Raw genomic sequence first — 21,185 nt, 5'->3', positions numbered from 1 at the left:
GGAGACAATCTCTCCAAAGGATGTCACATCCGTGTTAAACCCAATATTTGTCAAGAGTGGTCGTGGGGGGCGAGGGGCCCAGGTGACGGGGGAGAACCGTAGGGACGGTGACCGGGTACTCCGGCGGCGCGCAGCAGGGTGGCCGGACGGTCGCGGTCCGCGAGGAGGCGTCTGAGGTCGGGGTCGGTGGCCAGGATCTCGCGCATGGTTTCGTGCCCGACCCGGTCGGCGACGATCTGCAGGGCGATGTCCTGCCTGACGTAATCGACCGCCATCGCGACGACGGCCGGGTCCTCGGTGTAGACGCCCCACGCGGTGCCGCCGGCGAAGCCGCCGATCAGGGCCTCCCGCCGGTCCCCGGCGACGACCAGCAGCCGGTGGTCGGGGTCCTCCTTCGCGCCCCCCTCGCCCTCGGGAACGGCGCCGGGGAAGGGGAAGCGGTGCTCGTACAGGTCGCCGACCGGTTCCCGCGCCGCCCCGAAGTGCATCACCGAGGTCTCGACGCCGCGCTCGACCGCCCGCCTGATCAACGAGGAGAGGAGTCCCATCTCCTCGGGCCAGATCGACAGGAACAGGTCACCGCGTGCCCCGGCCACCACGTCCTCGGCCCGGGCGAGCAGCGCCCCGGCGTCCTTGAGGTTGTGGATCAGGTGGGCCTTGGGCGGCGCCACGATCGCGGGCAGCGAGACCTCCAGCGACTCGATCGAGTCGGTGAACTCCCTGCGCATGCGCTCCAGCAGGGATCGCGGCGGCAGCGGCAGGTAGTCGGTGGCGTCGTCGGAGCCGCGTAACTCGTAGGCCGCCCCTTTGGCCACCAGCTTGCCGAGCGTCTCGTAGACGGTGCTGCGCGGCACGCCCGAACGCTTGGCGACCTCGTAGCCGTTGAGGGGCTGCCCGGCACCGACCAGGGTGACGTACGCCTTGGCCTCGTAACCCGACATGCCCAGGCGCTGTAATTGCTCCACTACGTCCCGCATCGCAGTTATGGTACGGCGCGAGGTACCCGTTTAGCGCTGTCCTAAAGCACCTGTTTTGTAGGATTTTCGTGACGTGAACTCGTGCCGGCCCGTGGAACTGGGGGAACGGGTCGTGGGAGCGCTCCCTGGGGAAACATTTTACTTTTGTTCTGGTCCGGCGGATTCATCGTGCGTGCTCAGACGCCTGGAGACGATCACGCGCCGGAGCCGGCACCGGTCCGGGCCCCGCCCGGACCGGCGAGCTTCCCGGCGGGGGTCGCCGGGCGGCCGGAGCCCGTCCCGCGCGGGTGGCGCGCCCGGTAATTTCGGTCCGGTCCGCGCTCCCGATCGCCGCTATCCCGCCCTCAGGGCCCTGAGGGCGAACTCCACGACCGTGTCGGCGTACTCGTGGGTGAGGGGTGCGGTACGCAGCATCCAGCGGTGGTAGATCGGCCCGTACAGCAGCTCGACGGCCACGCTCAGATCCGCGTCCTCGGCCACCTGGCCCGCCCGCCTGGCGGCGCGCAGCCGCTCCCTCGTCGCCTCCAGGTGCGGCCCCATGATCCGCTCGATGATCTCGGTGTTGATCGCGGGGTCGTTCAGCGCCTCGATGGTCATCGCCCGGCTCATCGTGTCGAGTTTGGAGTCGTTGTACTCGTCGACGATGGCCCGCAGCACGACGCGGAGGTCGGCGCCGAGGTCGCCGGTGTCGGGCAGCGCGAAGTGCCCCTTCTCGTCCCCGGTCACGGCGAGAACGGCGTCGACGAAAACGGCGCCCTTGGACGGCCACCAGCGGTAGATCGTCTGCTTGCCCACCCCCGCGCGGGCGGCGATCGCCTCCACCGTCAGCTTGGCGTATCCGGACTCGGCGACCAGGTCGAAGGCGGCGCTCAGAATGGCCTGGCGCGACTGCTCGCTGCGACGGGCCGGGTTCGGTGTTTTCACGTGCCCGAATGTATCACCCAGCGAGTCGGAACGTCTCGTCTTGCCTATCTCCGTCTTGCTCGCCCTCGCCGTGCCAGGCGGTCTCACCGGCCGATTCGGCGGGGGTCCGGACACCGGCGATCTTGAGCTCGGGTTCCGGCCCTGGCCGGGAAGGGGCGGAAGGAGGCGGGCGGGGGACGGGATGCCGAAGGCCGCGGACGCCCCCGGCAGGGCGTCCGCGGCCTTCGAGTCCGTCGGCCGGGATCAGACCTGGTCGGCCTTCTCCAGAGCGGAGCAGCAGGTGTTCACGATGAGGCGGGTGACCAGGTAGGGGTCGACGTTGGCGTTCGGACGCCGGTCCTCGATGTAGCCCTTCTTCTCCACCTCGACCTGCCACGGGATGCGGACCGAGGCGCCGCGGTCGGAGACGCCGTAGCTGAACTCGTTCCAGGGGGCGGTCTCGTGGAGGCCGGTGAGGCGGTCCTCGATGCCGGAGCCGTAGTGCTTGACGTGCTCCAGGGCGTTCGCGGCGAGGGCCTCGCAGGCGGTGACGATCGGGTCGTAGCCCTCGCGCATCGCCTTGGTGGAGAAGTTGGTGTGCGCGCCCGCGCCGTTCCAGTCACCCTTCACCGGCTTGGCGTCCAGGGTGGCGCCGACGTTGAAGTCCTCGGCGGTGCGGTAGAGCAGCCAGCGGGCGATCCACATGTGGTCGGAGACCTCGACGGGACCGGCCGGGCCGATCTGGAACTCCCACTGGCCCGGCATGACCTCGGCGTTGATGCCGGAGATGGCCAGGCCCGCCTCGATGCAGTAGTCGAGGTGCTTCTCGACGATCTCGCGGCCGAAGACCTCGTCGGCGCCGACGCCGCAGTAGTAGCCACCCTGCGGGGCCGGGAAGCCGCCGATCGGGAAGCCGAGCGGGCGGCCCTCCTTGAAGAAGGTGTACTCCTGCTCGATGCCGAACCAGGACTCCTGGCCGGCGTACTTCTCGGCGACCTCGACGAGGGCGGCGCGGGTGTTGCTGGAGTGCGGGGTCATGTCGATGTTGAGCACCTCGCACAGCACCAGCACGCTGTCGCCGCCGCGGATCGGGTCCGGGCAGGTGAACACCGGCTTGAGCACGCGGTCCGAGGAGGAGCCGTCGGCCTGGTTCGTGCTGGACCCGTCGAAGCCCCAGATCGGGAGCTCCGCGCCGTCCGCCATCACCTTGGTCTTGGAACGAAGCTTGGCGGTCGGCTCGGTGCCGTCGATCCAGATGTATTCAGCCTTGAAGGTCATCGGCGGAGTCCTTGGGGATGGAGGGATCTGCTGCCCCCAAAGATTCGCAAGTCGCGATTTCGCAGCTGTTGCCCGTATGTGAACAGGGTGTTACCCAGCCCTATATGAGCAGGCAGTGGCCGTGTTGGAAATCCGCACACCCTTGTTTCAGGGCTGTGAGCTGCCATTTCGCGGGACGATTGGAACAATGGAGACATGCGTCACACGGGAGACCGATTATTGCTCTAGGTTGCTTGAATCACTTTTGTCCTATGTGGGGCAGTGTCCTATGTGGGTCGGGAAGTGCCGAAGACGCGGGCCGAGACCGACTCGTGGGCGAGCCTCCGCATGATGTCGAGCACCCTGCCGTGCACGACGGTGCCCAGGACCATGGCCTCGACCGCGGCCTCGCGGGGGCCGTCGAGCGGGATGGTGCCGATCTCGTGTTCGGTCACGAGCCGCAGGGCGGCGTCGGCGTAGGGCCGCAGGGCCTCGCCGTCGGCGGGCATGCCGAGCCGGCCGAGGGTGAGGACGGCCTGGGCCAGCTCGTCGCGGGCCGGGGCCTCGGGGTCCACCTGCCAGCCGAGATCGGCGATCATGGCGTCGGCCTCGGTGCGGGCGCGCGCCCACTCCTCGCCGGACGCGTGCGGCTCGACCGCCGGGGCCATGGCGTACTGCGCGGTGCCGAGCACGCGGTGCATGTTCAGGCTCTCGTCGTCGACGGCGGCCGTCACCTTGGCGATGGAGGCGATGGACAGCCGTCCCACCTCCAGCAGCGCCCGGATCAGCCGCAGCCTGCGCAGGTGGTCCTCGCCGTAGCGCGCCCTGGTGGCCGAGATCTGCTCCCCGGCGGGAAGCATGCCCTCGCGCAGGTAGTACTTGATCGTCGGGATGGGCACGCCCGATGCGGCGCTGAGCTCGGATATCCGCATCATTGGATAGTACAGGTAGCCAATTCGAGGGTGGCCCCCTGCCGTCCCCTGCCGCGCCGCGAACCGCCGCCGGGGGCGTGCCCGGCGGGGGTGGGGGAGAGCGTTCCTAGCGGAGCGAGGGAGGGCGTTCCTGGCGGAGCGAGGGGCGCACGTCGATGACGGTCATCCCGGCGGCGAGGGCGGAGGCCACCCCCTCGTCGGTGTCCTCGTAGGCGACGCAGGCGTGCGGGGCGACGCCGAGGTGGCGTGCCGCGAGGAGGTAGACGTCGGGGGCCGGCTTGCCGTAGCGGACGTCGTCCCTGGTGACCACGGCGTCGAAGAGGGGACGCAGGCCGGTGACGCGCAGGGTCTCCTCCACGGCCTGGCGGGCGCCTCCCGAGGCCACGGCCATCGGCACCCGTCCCCGGTGCGCCTCCGCGACCGCGCTGACCGTCTGGTGCGGGGTGACCGTGGGGATCAGCCACTGGTAGGCGTCCAGCGCCGCCGCGCGCACCGCCTGGTAGTCGAGTTCGGCTCCGGTCTCGGTCTCCAGCTCGGCCAGCAGGCGGTCGGCGGACAGGCCGGTGCGGGCCTGGTACCAGGCGGGGTCGAGGTCCACCTGCCATCCGGCCAGCGCGGTCCGCCAGGCGCTCTCGTTGGCGGCGGCGGTGTCGACGAGGGTCCCGTCGCAGTCGAAGATCAGGGCGGCGTACGGCGTGGAGGGCTGGAGTCGCTGATGGAGCATGGTGGCCTAACGCGTGAAAGTGGATCTCCCTCCACTTTACCGCGCACATGAGCGATCGATCGCTCGCCTGGGGGATGGTCGCGTCACCGTGATCGGGTGAGACCGCGACGGCGGGCGCGGGGGGCTGCCGGGGTGGGGAAGCCCGCCGGGGGGAAGCCGGGGAAGAGGGGAGGACTTAGCTGATGTCGCCCCAGCCGTCGTGCCGGGCCCTGGCCAGCTCGGCCTCCATCTCCTCCAGCTCCTGCATGAAGCCCTGGAACCCCCTCGGGCCCAGACGGCGCCAGACGAGCAGCTGCAGGGACCGGGTCTCCTCGTCGAGGGGCGGCTCCTGGCGGAGCGGCGCCAGCAGCTCCTGGGCCTGGCGGTCCGCCGCCTGGAGCTCCTCGACGGTGAAGCGGACGCCGTGCTCGCGCTCCAGCAGCCGGATGTGCGGGTCGTTGCGCAGTCTCTGGTCCCTGGCGCGCCGGGCGCGCCTGGCGGCCAGCTCGTCGTGGACGTGCGCGCCGGAAACCTGGTGCGGCGTGTCGGCCGGACGTGGAGTCATCGTGGGGTTCGCCTCCGTCGGGCGGCTCCTTTTCTGGAACCTCTGTTAGGAACGACGCTCGAACGGCGCCGAAGGTTGTCGGAATTTTTTCCCGAAGCCCCGGCGCCGTGGGAGTTGTGTCCCCAACCGTGCCCTCGACGGCCTTGACGCGAGCTTGACTTGAGAATAATTTTCACCCAGATGACTTCCGATGAAAGGAATACTTGTGGCCGCAGGCGCGCTCGGACGCATACAGACCGAGACGCCCGCGCTGCCCGAGGCACTGCGCCGGGTGGGGGAGGCGATCCTGGCCGACCCCGCCGAGGCGGCACGCTCCACGATCATCACGCTGGCCGAGCGGAGCGGCAGCTCACCCGCCACGGTGACCCGCTTCTGCCGGGTGTTCGGCTTCGCCGGGTACGCCGGGCTGCGGGTCGCGCTGGCCACCGAGAACGGGCGCGCCGCGCAGGCCAACTGGGACGCGGGGGTGGGCCACGAGATCGGCCCCACCGATCCGCTCGACGCGGCGATCGGCGTGATGGCCGCCGCCGACTCCCGGCTCATCCAGGAGACGGCGGCCCAGCTGGACGCGGGCACCGTCGCCAAGGTCGCCGAGGCCATCGTCGCGGCCCGCCGCGTCCTCATCTTCGGGGTCTCCACCAGCGGGGCGGTGGCCCTGATGATGGGCGGGCGGCTGCGCCGGATCCGGGTCCCCTGCTGGAGCCACGCCGACGCTCACGAGGCGCTCGCCGACGCCGCGCTGCTCGGCGAGGGCGACGTCGCGATCGGCATCTCCCACCAGGGCCGGACCCGCGAGGTGCTGGAGTCCCTCGGCGAGGCCGGGGACCGGGGCGCGCTGACCGTCGCGGTCACCTCCTTCGCCCGCTCCCCGCTGGCCGAGCTGTCCGACCTGGTGCTGACCACCGCCAGCCGCGAGACCACCTTCCGGCTGGGCGGCCTGGCCGCCGTCCACTCCCAGCTCTTCGTCCTCGACACCGTCTACGTCGCGGTCGCGCAGCGCACCTACGAGCAGACGAACGAGGCCTTCGAATTGACGATCCGGGCTCTGGAGAGCCATCGCGTGGAGAGGAGCTGACCGTGGAGATCGGGGCTTCCGAGTACGTTCACGAGATCAAGGCCCTGGTGGACGAGGTGTCCAGGACCCAGACGGCCGCGGTGGGGGACGCGGCGGCGCTGATCGTCAAGTCCCTGCACGGCGGCGGCGTGATCCAGGCGTTCGGCTCGGGCCACTCCGAGGCGATCGCGATGGAGATCGCCGGGCGCGCGGGCGGCCTGGTGCCCAGCAACCGCCTGGCCCTGCGCGACGTCGTCCTGTACGGGGACGCCCCGGTCGGCATCCTCCTCGGGACGGCCGGCGAGCTGGAGCGCGATCCCTCGGTCGCCCGGCGCATCTACGACCTGGCCCCCGTCGAGCCGCGCGACGTGTTCGTGCTGATCTCCAGTTCCGGGGTGAACGGGTCGGTGGTCGAGCTGGCCTCGATCGTCAAGGAGCACGGGCACGACCTGATCGCCCTGACGTCGGTGCAGCACAGCACCGCGATGACCTCCCGCCACCCCTCGGGCCGCAAGCTGCTCGACCTCGCCGACGTGGTGCTCGACAACCGCGCCCCGTACGGCGACGCGGTCCTCCCGCTCCAGGACGGCGGCACGTTCGGGGCGGTGTCCACGATCACCTCGGCGCTGCTGGCCCAGATGGTCGTGGCCGAGGTGGTGCGCGGCCTGACCGAGGCGGGCCTGACCCCGCCGATCTACCGTTCCGCCAACGTGACCGGCGGCGACGAGCACAACCGCGCTCTCGAGAACCGCTACGCCGGAAGGATCCGGCGAGGTGCCTGACCACCGCCTTCCACTCCCAGGCCACCGCCTTCCACTCCCAGGCCACTTCCAGGAGGAAGCATGACCCAGCTATCCAGGCGCGAGCTCCTGCGCAGCGCGGCCCTGGCCGGCCTCACCCTGCCGGTCCTGTCAGCGTGCGCCACCCCCGCGGGCAACGGCGGCGCCGCGTCCTCGACGCCCGCCGTCGGCGTCACCAGCGCGGCCAACCCGCTCGGTTTCGTCGAGGACAGACCCCTGGAGATCTGGATCTTCGACGGTGGTTTCGGCGACGCCTACGCCACGGGCGTCCACGAGCCGCTGCTCAAGGCCAAGTACCCCAAGCTGGAGATCAAGCACAACGCCACCAAGGAGGTCGCCAAGACCCTCCAGCCGCGCTTCGCCGGCGGCAACCCGCCGGAGTTCGTCAACAACTCCGGCGCCAACGCGATGGACTTCGGCGCCCTGGTCCAGGACGGCCAGCTCGCCGACCTCACGCCGCTGTACGACGCGCCGAGCTGGGACGACCCCGCCGTCAAGGTACGCGACACGATCGACCCGAACGCGATCGAGCTGGGCAGCTACGACGGCAAGCCGTACGTCCTCAACTACGCCAACACCGTCTGGGGCATCTGGTACTCGCAGAAGCTCTTCGAGGCCGAGGGCTGGCAGGTCCCCAAGACCTGGGCCGACTTCCTGGCGCTGTGCGAGACGATCAAGAAGTCGGGCAAGATGGCGCCCTTCACCTACGCGGGCAAGCACCCGTTCTACATCTACGAGGCCATCCTCACTCTCGCCGCGAAGATCGGCGGCAAGGACGTGCTGAAGAACATCGACAACCTCCAGGACGGCGCCTGGAAGGCCGAGCCGGTCAGGCAGGCCGCGGAGGCCTTCGTCGAGATCGGCTCGAAGTACCTGCTGCAGGGCACCGCGGGGCTCGACCACGTGCAGACCCAGACGGCGCACAACAAGGGCCAGGTCGCGATGCTGCCCTGCGGCTCCTGGCTGGAGAACGAGCAGAAGGACTCCACGCCGGCCGACTTCGGCTACGCGATGTTCGCGCTCCCCGACTTCGGCTCCTCCGACGCCCTCCCGTACGGCACCCTGCACGCCCAGCCGGGCGAGGAGTACGTCGTCCCGGCGAAGTCGGCCAACCCCCGCGCGGGCCTGGAGTACATGCGCGCCATGCTCTCCAAGGAGGGCGCGGGCAAGTTCATGGAGATGGTCTCCACCCTCACGGTCGTCAAGGGCGCCGGAGAGGGCCGCACGCTCAAGCCCGGCCTGAAGAGCGCCTCGGCCGCGCTGGAGGCGGCGGGCGACAACGCCGTCTGGTTCCTGTTCCGCAAGTGGTACGTCGAGCTGCACGACGAGGTGGCCGCCGCGACCGGGCAGCTCATGGCCGGCAAGCTCACCGTCGACCAGTGGGCGGAGCGCGCGCAGCGCAAGGCCGACGCCATCAAGGACGACTCCTCGGTGAAGAAGTTCAGCCGGTGACGACGGCACGCGGCGGCGGGCCGTCCGGGGGACGGCCCGCCGGCCACCGGGCACGGGGGGACGGGACGGCGAGCCGTACGGGGAAGGGTGACCAGGTCATGAAGCATGGGGGGACGGCGCCGGCGGACGGCGAGCCACCGAGGGGAACGGCAGGCCGGCGATGAACCACGGCAGGACACGGTTCGTCACGGGATTCCTCGCGATCCCGGTGGCGCTCTACCTGATCTATGTGATCGCGCCCTACGCGCAGGCCTTCTACATCGCGTTCACCGACTGGCGCGGGGTGAACGCGAGCCCGCGCCTCGTGGGCCTGGAGAACTTCCAGCGGCTGCTGGCCGACAACGTGTTCTGGCAGGCGGTCAGGCACAACCTCGTCCTGCTGGTGCTGATGCCGATCCTCACGCTGGGGATCGCGCTCTTCTTCGCCTTCCTGCTCAACGCGGGCGGGCGGGGCGGCACCGGGGGCATCTGGGGGTCGAAGTTCTACCGCGTGGTGTTCTTCTTCCCCCAGGTGCTGGCCGTCGCCGTGGTCGCCGTGCTGTTCCAGCAGGTCTTCAGGCCCGACCGCAGCGGCATGCTCAACGCGCCGCTCATCGCCCTGGGGTTCGAGCCGATCGGCTTCCTGTCCAGCACCGACGTCGCGTTCTGGTCCATCCTCGCCGTACTGGTCTGGCAGGCGGTCGGCTTCTACGTCGTGCTCTTCTCGGCGGGCATCGCCTCCATCCCGCGCGACCTGTTCGAGGCGGCGGCGATCGACGGCGCCGGGGGGCCGCAGCTGTTCCTGCGGGTCACGCTGCCGCTGCTGTGGGACACCATCCAGGTCGGCTGGGTCTACCTCGGCATCGCCGCGCTGGACGTCTTCGCCATCGTGTGGGTGATGACGGCCGAGCACGGCGGCCCCGACCACTCCACGACCGTGATGGCGGCGGAGATCTACCGCACCGCCTTCCAGTACTTCAAGTTCGGCTACGCCTCCGCGATGGGCGTGGTGCTGTTCTTCTTCACCATCGGGTTCGCGGCGCTGGCCCTGCGCCTGTCGCGGCGTGAGCGGATCGAGTTCTAGTGGCGGACGTCGTGATTTCCCCGAGCAGGGCCCTCGCCCGCGAGGAGCGCAGGAGGCGCCTGGGACCCCTGTCGGCCCTGACGCACGTCGCGCTGCTGGTCTGGACGGTCCTGGTGGTCGTGCCGATCGTGTGGACGTTCCTCGCGTCGGTGAAGAGCGAGGACGAGATCTTCGGCGACGCCTGGTCGCTGCCGGCCTCCCTGCGCCTCGACAACTGGGCCCGCGCCTGGGAGCAGGCGCACATCGGCCAGTACATGATCAACAGCATCGTCGTGGTGGCCTTCGGCACCTTCGGCACGATGCTGTTCGGCTCGATGGCCGCGTACGTGCTGGCCCGCTACCGGTTCCGGGGCAACCGGTCGATCTACCTGCTGTTCGTCTCCGGCCTGGCCTTCCCGGTCTACCTGGCGCTGACCCCGCTGTTCTTCGTCGTGCAGAACATGGGGACGGTCCCGGTGATCGGCCCGTTCATCGGGCTGAACACGCACGGCGGGCTGATACTCGTCTACATCGCGTACTCGCTGCCCTTCACCGTCTTCTTCCTCGCGGCATTCTTCAGGACGCTGCCGGGGGCGGTGGCCGAGGCGGCCTTCGTGGACGGGGCCTCGCACGCCCGGGTGTTCTTCCAGATCATGCTGCCGATGGCGAAGCCGGGCATCGTCAGCGTGACCATCTTCAACGTGCTCGGCCAGTGGAACCAGTACCAGCTGCCCCTGGTGCTGCTCAACTCCGACCGGGACAAGTGGGTGCTCACCCAGGGCATCGCCGACATCTCCACGGCCGCGGGCTACGACGCCGACTGGTCGGCCCTGTTCGCCGCGCTGAGCATGGCCATCCTGCCGATGCTGATCGTCTACACGCTCTTCCAGAGCCAGATCCAGAAGGGTCTCACCGCTGGCGCGCTCAAGTAGTGACCGCTTAAGCCTTTCATAAGGGTGCCTTCAGGTTGGGCCGGCGCGAACGGGTTGACGGGTGGGGAGTGGTGAGGAGTAGGTTCGTTAGGAAAGTTTCCTAACGAGCGGTTCGGGTTCCCTCACCCAGGGTCGCCCCTCCGCCCCGTCCCTGTTCCCGTCCCTGCTTCTGTCCCTGTCCGCCCCCTGGCCCCCATCCCCCGGAGGGCCTTCACGGTACCGCCCTCCCTCCGTCGAGGGCGGTCCCCCTCCGGAGAGCCTCCGGGCGTTCCTCCCCCCTTCCCTGGAGAGACACGTGCCCTTCTCGTCGAACCCCCGCCCCGGCCGCCGTACCGCGCGCCTCCTGCTGGCCTCGGCCGCGGCCGCCGTCCCGGTCCTGATCGCCCCCGCCGGTGCCGGGCATGCCGCCGCCCTCTCTCCCGCCGCCGCCCCGGCCGCGGGGCCGGCGGCGGCGCCCGCCGGGCTGTCCGTATCCTCCGCGGCGGTCGACCTCACCGACCCGCGCAAGAAGGACATCGCCATGCAGCTGGTGTCCAGCGCCGAGAACTCCTCGCTGAACTGGAAGGCGCAGTACAAGTACATCGAGGACATCGACGACGGTCGCGGCTACACCGCCGGGATCATCGGCTTCTGCTCGGGCACCGGCGACATGCTCGACCTCGTCGAGCGCTACACCCGGCTCAAGCCGGGGAACGTGCTCGCCAAGTATCTCCCCGCCCTGCGCAAGGTCGACGGCACCGACTCCCACAAGGGCCTCGACCCGAACTACACCAGGGACTGGGCCACCGCCGCCAAGGACACCGTCTTCCGGCAGGCCCAGAACGGCGAGCGCGACCGGGTCTACTTCAACCCCGCGGTCGACCAGGCCAGGAAGGACGGCCTGCGCGCCCTCGGGCAGTTCGCCTACTACGACGCCATCGTCATGCACGGCGGGGGCACCGACCCCCAGAGCTTCGGCGCGATCCGCAGGAACGCCCTGAAGAAGGCGAAGCCCCCCGCCCAGGGCGGCGACGAGACGAGATACCTGCACGCCTTCCTCGACGCCCGCAAGGTCGCGATGAAGGCCGAGGAGGCCCACGAGGACACCAGCCGCGTCGACACCGCCCAGCGCGTCTTCCTCAACAAGGGCAACCTCGACCTCGACACCCCGCTGTCCTGGAAGGTCTACGGGGACCCCTTCAAGATCAGCTAGCCCGTGCCGGGGCTCCGGCGGCACCCCACCCCGCCGGGGCCCTCTCTCCGCGACACCCTCGACACCCTCGACACGATGCCGTGCCGATTTCGTGGCGAGCGCGACATACCCGAGCCCGGCCGTGATCATCGCGTGTCCCGGGCCACCGCCTGCCGCCACCCCCACGAAGACGTCGAGGCCACCACCTGCTGCGGCGGCCGGGGAGCCGCGGCCGGGATCAAGGTTCCGCCCGCGGGGCGGGCCGCAGGTGAGCCGATCGCGTACGAAGCCGATTTCCGGTGCTGCACAGGAATTCCTGACACCACATGATCGGAACCAAAATCCGGTGTCGGCCGTTTCACGGTGGGGCGACTCTGCGGCGCGGAGGAGAGCGTGTGAACAAGCCGAAACAGCGATCGAACAAGAGAGAAAAGCGGCTGCGGGCGCAGCGGTTTCGGAACATGAAGGCACAGGCTCGGCGGAACACGGCGGACAGGGGCGTGTTCCTGAAGTTCGCTCCCTACACCGTGGTCGGTGTCGCCGCGATCTGGGGCGTGGTTCTTCTCGTCGCACCGGGGTTCGAAGGGATGACAGCGGCCGGCATGATGTCGTTGCTGGTCTGCTTTGTCGCGCTGGTCATTCTGCGACACATGGAACCACAGAGTAAAAGCGGTCTGCCCATCGGCGTCGTCGCGTCGGTCAGCGGAATCATGGGAATCAGTTTCGTGATCGTCGCAGAGATCCTGAAGGCCGGCGGATCTTAGAATGCCGGCGGATCTTAGAGCAAGGTCACAGCCGGTGAGGCTCGGAATCACCGTCTTCACGGTCGTTCACACGGGAAAAGTCGTTCACACGGGAAAAGGGGCGAGGAGACCCGTGGCTCCCCGATTGACGCCCGAGGTGGTCCCCGGCGCGGGACGACACTAGCGGGCCGGGAGGTTCTTCAGGGCCTCGCGGCGGCTCAGGCCGCTGATGCGGGTGTGGTCGACATAGCGGACGACCTCGCCGGGGTTCGTCTTGGCGTACTCGCGCAGGGCCCAGCCGATCGCCTTGCGGGCGAAGAAGTCGTTGTCGGACAGGCTCGGCTCGATGCAGGCGTACAGCAGGCCGGTGTCGGTGGCGGACTTGAAGCGGTTCTGGCTGAGGATGGCCGTGCGGCGCTTCCACAGGTCGGTGCCGCGGGCCCAGCGGAGCATGAGGGGGCGCATGGTGTCGGGGAAGGCCGCGAGCAGGCCGCCGACGCGGTGGACGGCGAGCTCGTCGACGTAGTCCCACCAGGCTCCGGTGACGATCATCTCCTCGTACGCCGGCAGCGCGTCGAGCGTCTGGAAGGCGCGGTAGAGGCGGAAGCCGGTCAGCTCGATCGCCGCGTAACGCTCCTCGCGGTATTCGGCCCCGCGCCACAGGGCCAGCGCCGCCTCCCGCCACGCGGGGGCCGTGTCGACGGGGTAGTCGGCGAAGACCCGCCTCAGCGCGGCGCGGCGGGGAGCGGCCTGCACGCCGAGGAACGGCATCGACGACTTCATGTAGGCCTGCATGACCGGGGCCTTGGCGGGGTCGGCCACGTCGGTGAGCGCCGTTCGCACGGCCTTCTGCAGTATCTCCATGCTCGCCCACCACTTCCCGTTCGCTTCGCGGACGCTTGATTCTCACAGGCCGCGCCGCTCGCCGCGCCGGTTCCGCGGGCGTCATGCCTTCTGGCTACTCCGCTCGCCGGTCGCGAGGCCGTCGAACAGGACGGTGATGTAGTGCTCGGCGAGGCCGGTGGTGTTGAGGCGGCCTCCCGGGCGGAACCAGCGCACCGCCACCCAGATGGTGTCGCGGATCATGCGGTAGGTGAGCTTGGGGTCGACGTCGGCACGGAACAGGCCGTCGGCCTGGCCGAGCCTGATCTGCTCGACCCACATGCGCTCGACCTCGTCCTCGGCCTTGACCAGGTAGTCGAAGCGGTCGCCGGGCAGGGATCTCAGGTAGTTCCAGTCGTTCTGCATGACGGTGATCGCCGCGCGGTGCGGCTCCAGCGTGCTGAACCCGATGCGCACCATCTCTGAGAGGATCGTGCGGGGGTCGCCGTTCTGGTCCAGGGCGGTGCGGTAACGGCCCACGAGGTCGTCGAGGAAGGTGGTCAGCACCTCGTCGACGATCGTCTCCTTGGAGTCGAAGTGGTGATAGAGGCTTCCGGACAGGATGCCGGCCTCCTCCGCGATCTCCCGGACGGTGGTCGCCTGGAAACCCTTGCGGGCGAAGAGCTCGGCGGCGAGCTTGACGAGATGGTCACGGCGCTCCGAGGCGGGGCCGGATGTGGCCGCGCGCCTGGTCCCGCCCTGGCGCCTGACCGGGGTGGTGGTCGCGCCGCCGGAGTTCTTTCGCGTGTTCACGCCCCCATTATGAGCCCTTGCTCAATCGCTTGTTCACCGGAACGCGCAGGCTCGTTCCCGTTCCCGGCTCGTTCCCGTCGCCGGCCCTGACCGAACGCCCGCCGCGTTCGCCGCGGGGCGATGGCGGGTCCCGACGCGCGCGGACGACTTCTCGCTTCCGGCTCCGTACCAGCGGGCCTCGAACCCGTCCATCGTCCCGATCTGCAAAATCATGAGCCGAAGGCCTATGGTCAGCCCACTAGCAATTAGGAAACTTTCCTATTAGATTTGCGCAAAGCCGCTGTGGGAGCGCTTTCCCCAGCGGTCCGGTACAACGTGGTGTCTGCGCGTCTTCGGCAGGAACGCCGACCGGCCGTCAGGCGAGGAGGGGTGAATGAAGCGCGGCCCAGAGCTGCTCCGCCTGGCGGAGACGGTCGTCTTTCCCGGCTTCGAGGGCAAGTCCCCGCCCGACTGGCTCCGGCGCCGGCTCGGCGAGGGGCTGGCCGGGGTGGTGCTGTTCTCCAGGAACATCGCCACCCCCTCCCAGGTGGCCGACCTCACGGCCGCGCTGCGGGAGGAGAACCCCCAGGTCCTGGTCGGCATCGACGAGGAGTCGGGCGAGGTCACCCGCCTGGAGGCCGCGGGCGGGAGCACCCGGCCCGGCAACTTCGCCCTCGGCGTGGTCGACGACACCGGCCTCACCGAGGAGCTCGCCGCCGACCTCGGCCGCGACCTGGCCCGGGCGGGCGTCAACCTCAACTTCGCCCCCTCGGCCGACGTGAACTCCAATCCCGACAACCCGGTGATCGGCCTGCGCTCCTTCGGCGCGGACCCCGACCTCGTCGCCCGGCACACCGTCGCCTGGATCCGGGGCATGCAGTCGGCGGGAGTGGCCGCCTGCGCCAAGCACTTCCCCGGCCACGGCGACACCTCGGTCGACTCCCACCACGGCGTGCCTCTCGTCGCCGCTCCCCCCGGGGAACTGCGCGACGTGGCGCTGCGGCCCTTTCGCGCGGCCGTCGAGCAGGGGGTGCGCACGGTCATGACCGGGCATCTGCTCGTCTCCGCCCTGGACCCCGCGATGCCCGCCACCCTCAGCCGCCCGGTCCTGCACGACCTGCTCAGGGTCGAACTCGGCTTCGAGGGCGTCATCGTCACCGACGGCATCGAGATGGCCGCCGTCTCCGGCCCGTACGGCATCGGCGGGGCCTCGGTCCTCGCCGTCGCCGCGGGTGCCGACGCGATCTGCGTGGGAGGCGAGCACGCGGGGGAGGAGACCGCGATCGGCATCCGCGACGCGATCGTGGACGCCGTGATCGAGGGCAGGCTCTCCGAGGAGCGGCTCGCCGACGCCTCCCGGCGCGTCTGCGAGCTCGCCCTCTGGACCACGACCGCCCACCGGAGCGCGCCTTCGGGCCTTTTAGGCGGTCCGGGGACCCCGTCGATCGGCCTGGCCGCCGCCCGGCGGGCGCTGCGGATCACCCGCCGCTCCTCGGCCGCGGTGTTCCCCCTGCCCGCCCCGCCGCACGTCGTCGAGCTCGCCCCCGAGATGAACCTCGCCATCGAGAAGGACACCCCGTGGGGCGTCGGCGAGCCGCTCGGCAAGCTCCTGCCCGGCACCACGGTCACCCGGCTGGCCGCCGCCACGGCCACCGGAGGCGCCATCGAGGCCGTGCTCGCCGCGGCGGCCGAGCGCCCCCTGGTCATCGTCGTCCGCGACGCGCACCGCCACCCCTGGCAGGCCGACGCGCTCCGGCACCTGCTGGCCGCCCGCGCCGACGCCGTCGTGGTCGAGATGGGACTGCCGGGCCGCTCCGACCTCGGTGCCGTCCACGTCGCCACCCACGGGGCCTCCCGCGTCTGCGGCCAGGCCGCCGCCGAGCTCCTCGCCGGGGACACGGGCACCGCCTGACCGGGCGGGCCCCGCGCGGAGTGCGGCGGCCGGGATTCTGTCGGGGCGGGCTGCTTGAATCGCGGGATGGATGCGGCACAGTTGCTGGCGGGCCAGCGGGAGATCCACGGGGTCGATCTGGCGGGGCTCTCGCTCGGCGATCATCTGACCGGTGACGGGCCCTACGTGTTCAGGGAGTGCGATCTCACCGGCGCCGACCTCGCCGGGGCGTCGCTGGTGGAGGCCTCGTTCGAGAAGTGCGTGCTGGAGGGGGCCGACTTCCGCCGCGCGGACCTGGACGGGGCGCGTTTCTCCGGCGGCGGGGGAGCGGGGCTCCGGTTCGCGAACGCCGAGCTCGTCGACGCGACCTTCACCGACGTCGACCTGTCGGGCGCGCGCTTCGAGCTGGCCCTGCTCACCGACGTCACCTTCACCGGCTGCCGCATGATCGGCGCTGTGCTGTCCGCCTGCCGGGGCACCGGCTACCGGTTCGACGGGTCCAACCTGGCGCTGGCCGACCTCACCGGCTGCTCGTTCCGGGACCTCCACCTGCGGGGCGTCCGCTTCGACGACGCCAACCTGTCGGGCTGCGACTTCACCAAGACCGTGTTCGAGGACTGCCGCATGATCGGCGCCCGGATCGTCGAGACGGTCTTCACCAAGGCGGACCTGCGCGGTGCCGACCTCGGCGAGGTCGACGACACCCGGCTCCGGTCGCTGCGCGGAGCGGTCGTCAGCCCCACCCAGGCCGCCCTGATCCTCGCCGCCCGCGGGCTCACCGTGAACTGACGACTCCGGGCCCGCACGGCTTCGCCGTACCGGTTAAAGATCGCATCTAGACATGAAAGGTGAACAGCCGGGAAACTCTGCATGATCGTGGCGAAAGGGGCCTGGCATGGGCGGGATCTGTGACGGGCGTGTGGTGATCGTGACCGGCGGCGGGCGCGGCATCGGCAGGGAGCATGCCCTGGAGTTCGCCAGGCAGGGGGCCAGGGTCGTGGTCAACGACCTCGGCACCGGCCGCGAGGGCGACGGGCGATCCGCGGGACCGGCCCTGGAGGTGGTCGAGGAGATCCGCGACCTGGGCGGCCGGGCCGTGGCCAGCAGCGACGACGTCACCGAGTGGGACGGCGCGGGCCGCCTGGTCAAGACGGCGCTGAGCGCCTTCGGGCGGCTGGACGTCCTGGTCAACAACGCCGGGTTCGTCCGCGACCGGATGCTGGTCTCGATGACCGAGCAGGAGTGGGACGACGTGGTCCGGGTCCATCTCAAGGGCCACTTCCTGCCACTGCGGCACGCGGCCGCCCACTGGCGGGAGCGGTCGGAGGCGGGCGACCCGGTGGACGCCCGGGTGATCAACACCTCCTCCGGGGCGGGGCTGTTCGGCGGCGTCGGCCAGGCCAACCACTCCGCGGCCACGGCGGGCGTCGTGGCGCTCAGCCAGGTCGCCGCGGCGGAGCTCGGCCGCTACGGCGTCACGGTGAACGCGATCGTCCCGACCGCCCGCACCCGGATGACCGAAGGGGCCCTCACCACGGCGGCCGGGCCCGCGGACGGCTTCGACGCCGCGCACCCGGCCAACATCGCGCCGCTGGTGGCCTGGCTCGGCTCGGCCGGATCCCGGCACGTCACCGGCAGGGTCTTCGAGGTCGAGGGCGGGAGCGTCTCCCTCGCCGACGGCTGGCGGCACGGTCCCCGTGCCGACCGGGGCGCCCGCTGGGACCCCGCCGACATCGGCGACGCCGTCGCCAAGCTCCTCGTCGAGGCCCCGGACCCGGAACCGGTCCGCGGGGCTTAGGCCCTGTTCGGGATTCAGGATCCGGGATTCGGGTCGTGAGGTCGCGATCCGGTCCCGGCCGGACCGCCCCGCCCGCCACGCCGATCACCCGGCGGAGCATGCCGGACGCCTGACCTGGAGCTACCCGGGACTCGCTTGTGGGGTGGCGCAGGGCGGTGGCATAGGCTTTCAGAGCTGATGGAGATCGCCGGTGGTGTAGCCGTCCGGCCCCGTTTGCCGTCGTAGCGCTTGTGGCGGTTACGGCAATGACTCAAGGGCGTTGGGGGAGGAGAAGCCATGTCCGGTCCGGTGTCGTGGCCGTCCAGGTTGCCGGTCATGCAGGCTCCCATGGCCGGTGGGGCGTCCACCCCCCGACTGGCCGCGGCCGTGTCCGAGGCCGGCGGCCTGGGATTCCTCGCGGCCGGCTACAAGACGGCCGAGCAGATGCGCCAGGAGATCAAGCAGACGCGTGAGCTCACGTCCCGGCCGTTCGGGATGAACGTGTTCATGCCCACGGCCGATGACGCCGACCAGGCCGAGATCGACGCCTACGCGCGGGTCATCGAGGGGGAGGCTCAGCGGCTGGGCGCCACCCTGGGAGTCCCACGCGGGGGCGATGACGATTTCACGGCCAAGGTCGAGGATCTGCTGGCGGATCCGCCCGCGGTGGTGAGTTTCACGTTCGGCTGCCCGGAGGACGAGCTGATCCAGGCGTTCCGCCGCAAGGGGACCACCGTGGTGGTCACGGTGACCTCGGCGGACGAGGCGCGGCTGGCCTCGGCGGCCGACATGCTGTGCGTCCAGGGGGAGGAGGCGGGTGGCCACCGAGGGTCGTTCGCCAACGCGGACGCCGAGGCGATGAGCCTGGAGCACCTGCTGTCACGGGTACGGGAGGTGTCACGGCTGCCCCTCGTCGCGGCCGGAGGCGTGGCCTCGGCCGCCGACGTCTCCCGGGTCCTGTCCGCGGGGGCGGTCGCGGCCGCGGCGGGCACCGCCTTCCTGCTCTGTCCCGAGAGCGGCACCGGCGCGGTCCACCGTGCGGCGCTGACCGACCCCCGCTTCACCGGCACCGCCGTCACCAGGGCCTTCACCGGACGTCCGGCGCGCGGCCTGGTCAACCGGTTCATGGCTGAGTACTCCGGCCGGGCGCCCGCGGCCTATCCGCATCTCCACCACCTGACGGCGCCGCTGCGCCGCGCCGCGGCGGCCGGCGGGGACGCCGAGACGCTGCACCTGTGGGCCGGGACCTCCTGGAACCGGGCACGGAACGCGCCGGCGGCGGACATCGTCGCGGACCTGTCCGCGATCTGAGAACGGCCTCCGAAATCTCCTGCGGCCTCTTTGCTGACGTACGGCAGGTTCCACCTAGCCGACGATGCGTCCTACTACTCCAGCAAACCTGTAGACAGGGCAGCTCCCGATCTTGTGACACGGCTCCGCGACGTTACCCGGGGGCGACCACGCGCGGGGAGGGGACGGGTGCCGGTCAGCGCGGGATGGTGTCGCGGTAGGCGGCCAGCCACGTGTCGAACGACTGCAGCCTCGGGTTGAGCTCGCGCAGCAGCTCGACGTCGATGAGCTCGGCGATGTCCGGGGCGGCCGCGATCAGGTACTGGAGCATGTTGCCGACCTCGCCCGCGCCCGGGAACCCCGCGGCCCGGATCATGTCGGGGCTGACCGCCTGGTAGGTGACGGGCTCGCCGAGCGCCAGGCTCAGCGCGGCGGCGTACTGTGCGCCGGTGAGCACGGACCCGGCGACGCTCACCCGCCTGCCGGCCATCCCGATCCCGTGGCGGAAGATCCCCAGCGCGGTCCTGCCGACGTCCTCCGCGGCCTGCGCGGCCACCCGCGCCTCGCCGAACCCGAGCGGCAGCACCAGTGCGCCAGTCTCGTCACGCCGGGGCGCGAACATGTCCCGGAACGCCTCGTAGTAGACGTTCGCCTGCAGGAAGGTGGTGGGCACGCCCGACTCCAGGAAGAACCGGTCGGCCTCGGCCTTGCCGTCGGCGTGCGGCACCTTGTACGAGCCCTCGAAGCTTGGTGTCCCGTCGCCCGGCCGGAAGTAGCTGCGGGTGTCGGACAGCGTGGACCAGACGAAATGCCGTACGCCGGCCTCCTGTCCCGCCCGCGCCGCGTTGCCGGCCTGCTCCTGCTCCTTGGTGGTCGCGGGCCGCGCCCGCTCCTCCTCGGGCATGCGAGGCTCCCAGAAGTTGGTCACCACGAAGGCGCCGTGGGCGCCGTCGAACGCCTTGCGCAGGCTGCCCGCGTCGTCGAGATCGGCCCCGACGACCTCGGCCCCGAGTGCGGCCAGCTCCCTGGCCCGCGCCGAACCCGGGTCCCGGGTCAGGGCTCGCGCGGCGAACCGCCCACTGCGGTCGTCGAGGATCGCGCGGACCAGTCCGCCCCCTTGCGCTCCGGTCGCGCCCACCACGGCGATGATCTGCTGCTCGCTCATAGCGATAAAACCCTCACGTGTTCAGATTGATGTATCAACCCGGCCACCATACAGCGCCAGGTTGATACGTCAAGCAACGGGTAGGGTGGGCGTCATGGGATGGGAACAGGAACTCGGCGAGGCCGACCGGATGTGGCGCACGTACATCGAAATGGCCAAGCACCTCGGCTCGCACCTGCAGCAGCACCTGCAGCGCGAGTGCAACCTGTCCGCGGCCGACTTCGAGGTCCTGGTCCGGCTCACGGAATCGGAGCGGAGGGAGATGCCCGTCGCGGAGGTGGCCGCCGCGACCCAGTGGGAGAAGAGCCGCCTGTCCCACCAGCTCACCCGGATGGCGCAACGCGGGCTGGTCGAGCGAGTGGACTCCAACGACCGCCGCTACCCCGACGTGCGGCTCACCGACAAGGGCTACGCGGCGATCAACAAGGCCGTCCCCGAGCACATCGAGATGGTTCACGCCCTGTTCGTCGACGTGCTTGGGCCTGAGCGGCTGGCCGGCTTCGCGCAGGCCTGCGCCGACGTGCTCCGCGCACTCGACGAGCACCGGGAGCGGGACTGCTCGTTGTGATCATGCTCCCGCGCCGCGGAAAGCACCCCTGGGATGTGGCGAAAAACGGAGATCATTCGTGCCCCGATCACCCCTGCTCCTCCGGGTGGCCGCGCCGGCCGGCTCGGTGGCGACGAAGCCGGGCTCGATGATCACGACATGTAGGCCCTGGGTGGTGACCTCCTGCCGCAGCGATCCGGAGAAGGCGGTGATGCCGAACTTCGTCGCAGCGTAGACACCGGCGTTGGGCCGACGCGATCCGGCCCGAGGTCGAGGAGTGGCCTCCCGACTTGTGACAACCACCGCGACGAGCTGTCACAAATCGCGACGCCGTCCGGTCTTTCTTGGCGAACCGAACGCCGCAAGAGCG

Annotated in this window: 22 protein-coding genes; 12 read left to right on the top strand and 10 right to left on the bottom strand. The window is 70.5% G+C overall.

Features of this window, described 5'->3' with window-relative positions; translation table 11 throughout:
- Positions 1–50: 50 nt before the first annotated feature.
- The 6 genes from AB0F88_RS05830 to AB0F88_RS05805 form a co-directional block, all read right to left on the bottom strand.
- Positions 51–977 (bottom strand): helix-turn-helix domain-containing protein, encoded by a 927-nt coding sequence (locus tag AB0F88_RS05830; RefSeq protein ID WP_362677770.1) that lies wholly within the window; start codon positions 975–977, stop codon positions 51–53.
- Between the two features lie 333 nt (positions 978–1,310).
- Positions 1,311–1,901, bottom strand: a complete 591-nt coding sequence (locus AB0F88_RS05825; RefSeq protein ID WP_362677768.1) for a TetR/AcrR family transcriptional regulator — start codon at positions 1,899–1,901, stop codon at positions 1,311–1,313.
- A 243-nt stretch (positions 1,902–2,144) separates the two neighbouring features.
- Positions 2,145–3,158: a glutamine synthetase gene (gene glnII, locus AB0F88_RS05820; protein WP_362677766.1), complete on the bottom strand. Its 1,014-nt coding sequence runs from the start codon at positions 3,156–3,158 to the stop codon at positions 2,145–2,147.
- A 266-nt stretch (positions 3,159–3,424) separates the two neighbouring features.
- A complete protein-coding gene (locus tag AB0F88_RS05815; RefSeq protein WP_362677764.1) occupies positions 3,425–4,069 on the bottom strand; it encodes a MerR family transcriptional regulator in 645 nt (214 codons plus the stop codon).
- Between the two features lie 106 nt (positions 4,070–4,175).
- Positions 4,176–4,793: an HAD family phosphatase gene (locus AB0F88_RS05810; protein ID WP_362677762.1), complete on the bottom strand. Its 618-nt coding sequence runs from the start codon at positions 4,791–4,793 to the stop codon at positions 4,176–4,178.
- A 175-nt stretch (positions 4,794–4,968) separates the two neighbouring features.
- On the bottom strand, positions 4,969–5,337 hold the full coding sequence (locus AB0F88_RS05805; protein ID WP_362677760.1) for a hypothetical protein: 369 nt from the start codon (positions 5,335–5,337) through the stop codon (positions 4,969–4,971).
- Positions 5,338–5,527: 190 nt separating this feature from the next.
- Here AB0F88_RS05805 and AB0F88_RS05800 point away from each other — a divergent pair, with 190 nt between their 5' ends.
- From AB0F88_RS05800 to AB0F88_RS05770, 7 genes are all read left to right on the top strand, one after another.
- On the top strand, positions 5,528–6,412 hold the full coding sequence (locus tag AB0F88_RS05800) for a MurR/RpiR family transcriptional regulator (protein WP_362677758.1): 885 nt from the start codon (positions 5,528–5,530) through the stop codon (positions 6,410–6,412).
- 2 nt (positions 6,413–6,414) lie between these two features.
- Entirely contained in the window at positions 6,415–7,173 is a 759-nt protein-coding gene (locus AB0F88_RS05795) for an SIS domain-containing protein (protein WP_362677756.1), read from the top strand.
- A 60-nt stretch (positions 7,174–7,233) separates the two neighbouring features.
- A complete protein-coding gene (gene ngcE, locus AB0F88_RS05790; protein WP_362677754.1) occupies positions 7,234–8,643 on the top strand; it encodes an N-acetylglucosamine/diacetylchitobiose ABC transporter substrate-binding protein in 1,410 nt (469 codons plus the stop codon).
- 160 nt (positions 8,644–8,803) lie between these two features.
- Entirely contained in the window at positions 8,804–9,706 is a 903-nt protein-coding gene (locus tag AB0F88_RS05785; RefSeq protein ID WP_362677752.1) for a sugar ABC transporter permease, read from the top strand.
- A complete protein-coding gene (locus AB0F88_RS05780) occupies positions 9,706–10,617 on the top strand; it encodes a carbohydrate ABC transporter permease (RefSeq protein ID WP_362677750.1) in 912 nt (303 codons plus the stop codon). The genes AB0F88_RS05785 and AB0F88_RS05780 overlap by 1 nt, the downstream gene beginning before the upstream one ends.
- Before the next feature lie 295 nt (positions 10,618–10,912).
- Positions 10,913–11,809 carry a chitosanase gene (locus AB0F88_RS05775; RefSeq protein WP_362677748.1) on the top strand — a complete coding sequence of 299 codons (897 nt, stop codon included), beginning with the start codon at positions 10,913–10,915 and terminating at the stop codon, positions 11,807–11,809.
- A 374-nt stretch (positions 11,810–12,183) separates the two neighbouring features.
- Positions 12,184–12,552: a hypothetical protein gene (locus AB0F88_RS05770; protein WP_362677746.1), complete on the top strand. Its 369-nt coding sequence runs from the start codon at positions 12,184–12,186 to the stop codon at positions 12,550–12,552.
- 159 nt (positions 12,553–12,711) lie between these two features.
- Here the strand turns inward: AB0F88_RS05770 and AB0F88_RS05765 are convergent, their stop codons facing one another.
- Entirely contained in the window at positions 12,712–13,395 is a 684-nt protein-coding gene (locus AB0F88_RS05765) for a DNA alkylation repair protein (RefSeq protein WP_362677744.1), read from the bottom strand.
- 81 nt (positions 13,396–13,476) lie between these two features.
- Entirely contained in the window at positions 13,477–14,166 is a 690-nt protein-coding gene (locus tag AB0F88_RS05760) for a TetR/AcrR family transcriptional regulator (RefSeq protein ID WP_362677742.1), read from the bottom strand.
- 373 nt (positions 14,167–14,539) lie between these two features.
- Between AB0F88_RS05760 and AB0F88_RS05755 the strand changes: the two genes are divergently transcribed.
- The 4 genes from AB0F88_RS05755 to AB0F88_RS05740 all read left to right on the top strand — a co-directional run bounded on the left by AB0F88_RS05755 (position 14,540) and on the right by AB0F88_RS05740 (position 19,124).
- On the top strand, positions 14,540–16,057 hold the full coding sequence (locus AB0F88_RS05755; protein WP_362677740.1) for a glycoside hydrolase family 3 N-terminal domain-containing protein: 1,518 nt from the start codon (positions 14,540–14,542) through the stop codon (positions 16,055–16,057).
- A gap of 66 nt (positions 16,058–16,123) precedes the next feature.
- Complete coding sequence (locus AB0F88_RS05750) at positions 16,124–16,825, top strand: pentapeptide repeat-containing protein (protein ID WP_362677738.1); 702 nt, start codon at positions 16,124–16,126, stop codon at positions 16,823–16,825.
- Positions 16,826–16,931: 106 nt separating this feature from the next.
- Complete coding sequence (locus AB0F88_RS05745; RefSeq protein ID WP_362677736.1) at positions 16,932–17,834, top strand: SDR family oxidoreductase; 903 nt, start codon at positions 16,932–16,934, stop codon at positions 17,832–17,834.
- Positions 17,835–18,110: 276 nt separating this feature from the next.
- A complete protein-coding gene (locus AB0F88_RS05740; protein WP_362677734.1) occupies positions 18,111–19,124 on the top strand; it encodes a nitronate monooxygenase in 1,014 nt (337 codons plus the stop codon).
- 175 nt (positions 19,125–19,299) lie between these two features.
- On the opposite strand, the gene AB0F88_RS05735 is transcribed toward AB0F88_RS05740, so the two are convergent.
- Entirely contained in the window at positions 19,300–20,268 is a 969-nt protein-coding gene (locus tag AB0F88_RS05735) for an NmrA/HSCARG family protein (RefSeq protein WP_362677732.1), read from the bottom strand.
- A gap of 94 nt (positions 20,269–20,362) precedes the next feature.
- Between AB0F88_RS05735 and AB0F88_RS05730 the strand changes: the two genes are divergently transcribed.
- Complete coding sequence (locus tag AB0F88_RS05730; protein WP_362677730.1) at positions 20,363–20,836, top strand: MarR family transcriptional regulator; 474 nt, start codon at positions 20,363–20,365, stop codon at positions 20,834–20,836.
- Here AB0F88_RS05730 and AB0F88_RS05725 read toward each other — a convergent pair whose 3' ends face one another.
- A complete protein-coding gene (locus AB0F88_RS05725) occupies positions 20,837–21,118 on the bottom strand; it encodes an SDR family NAD(P)-dependent oxidoreductase (RefSeq protein WP_362677728.1) in 282 nt (93 codons plus the stop codon).
- Positions 21,119–21,185 lie beyond the last annotated feature (67 nt).

The sequence above is a fragment of the Streptosporangium sp. NPDC023963 genome, from assembly GCF_040639135.1.
Classification (GTDB): domain Bacteria; phylum Actinomycetota; class Actinomycetes; order Streptosporangiales; family Streptosporangiaceae; genus Streptosporangium.
Note: the sequence above shows the minus strand (reverse complement) of the source record. Positions and strands in the feature narration are given on the sequence as shown.

What these genes read in the sequence shown, in the direction of transcription:
- AB0F88_RS05830 (WP_362677770.1), bottom strand. Translation starts at nt 977, where the DNA reads ATGCGGGACGTAGTGGAGCAATTACAGCGCCTGGGCATGTCGGGTTAC.
- glnII (WP_362677766.1), bottom strand. Translation starts at nt 3,158, where the DNA reads ATGACCTTCAAGGCTGAATACATCTGGATCGACGGCACCGAGCCGACC.
- AB0F88_RS05815 (WP_362677764.1), bottom strand. Translation starts at nt 4,069, where the DNA reads ATGCGGATATCCGAGCTCAGCGCCGCATCGGGCGTGCCCATCCCGACG.
- AB0F88_RS05810 (WP_362677762.1), bottom strand. Translation starts at nt 4,793, where the DNA reads ATGCTCCATCAGCGACTCCAGCCCTCCACGCCGTACGCCGCCCTGATC.
- AB0F88_RS05805 (WP_362677760.1), bottom strand. Translation starts at nt 5,337, where the DNA reads ATGACTCCACGTCCGGCCGACACGCCGCACCAGGTTTCCGGCGCGCAC.
- AB0F88_RS05800 (WP_362677758.1), top strand. Translation starts at nt 5,528, where the DNA reads ATGAAAGGAATACTTGTGGCCGCAGGCGCGCTCGGACGCATACAGACC.
- ngcE (WP_362677754.1), top strand. Translation starts at nt 7,234, where the DNA reads ATGACCCAGCTATCCAGGCGCGAGCTCCTGCGCAGCGCGGCCCTGGCC.
- AB0F88_RS05785 (WP_362677752.1), top strand. Translation starts at nt 8,804, where the DNA reads ATGAACCACGGCAGGACACGGTTCGTCACGGGATTCCTCGCGATCCCG.
- AB0F88_RS05765 (WP_362677744.1), bottom strand. Translation starts at nt 13,395, where the DNA reads ATGGAGATACTGCAGAAGGCCGTGCGAACGGCGCTCACCGACGTGGCC.
- AB0F88_RS05755 (WP_362677740.1), top strand. Translation starts at nt 14,540, where the DNA reads ATGAAGCGCGGCCCAGAGCTGCTCCGCCTGGCGGAGACGGTCGTCTTT.
- AB0F88_RS05750 (WP_362677738.1), top strand. Translation starts at nt 16,124, where the DNA reads ATGGATGCGGCACAGTTGCTGGCGGGCCAGCGGGAGATCCACGGGGTC.
- AB0F88_RS05745 (WP_362677736.1), top strand. Translation starts at nt 16,932, where the DNA reads ATGGGCGGGATCTGTGACGGGCGTGTGGTGATCGTGACCGGCGGCGGG.
- AB0F88_RS05740 (WP_362677734.1), top strand. Translation starts at nt 18,111, where the DNA reads ATGTCCGGTCCGGTGTCGTGGCCGTCCAGGTTGCCGGTCATGCAGGCT.
- AB0F88_RS05735 (WP_362677732.1), bottom strand. Translation starts at nt 20,268, where the DNA reads ATGAGCGAGCAGCAGATCATCGCCGTGGTGGGCGCGACCGGAGCGCAA.
- AB0F88_RS05730 (WP_362677730.1), top strand. Translation starts at nt 20,363, where the DNA reads ATGGGATGGGAACAGGAACTCGGCGAGGCCGACCGGATGTGGCGCACG.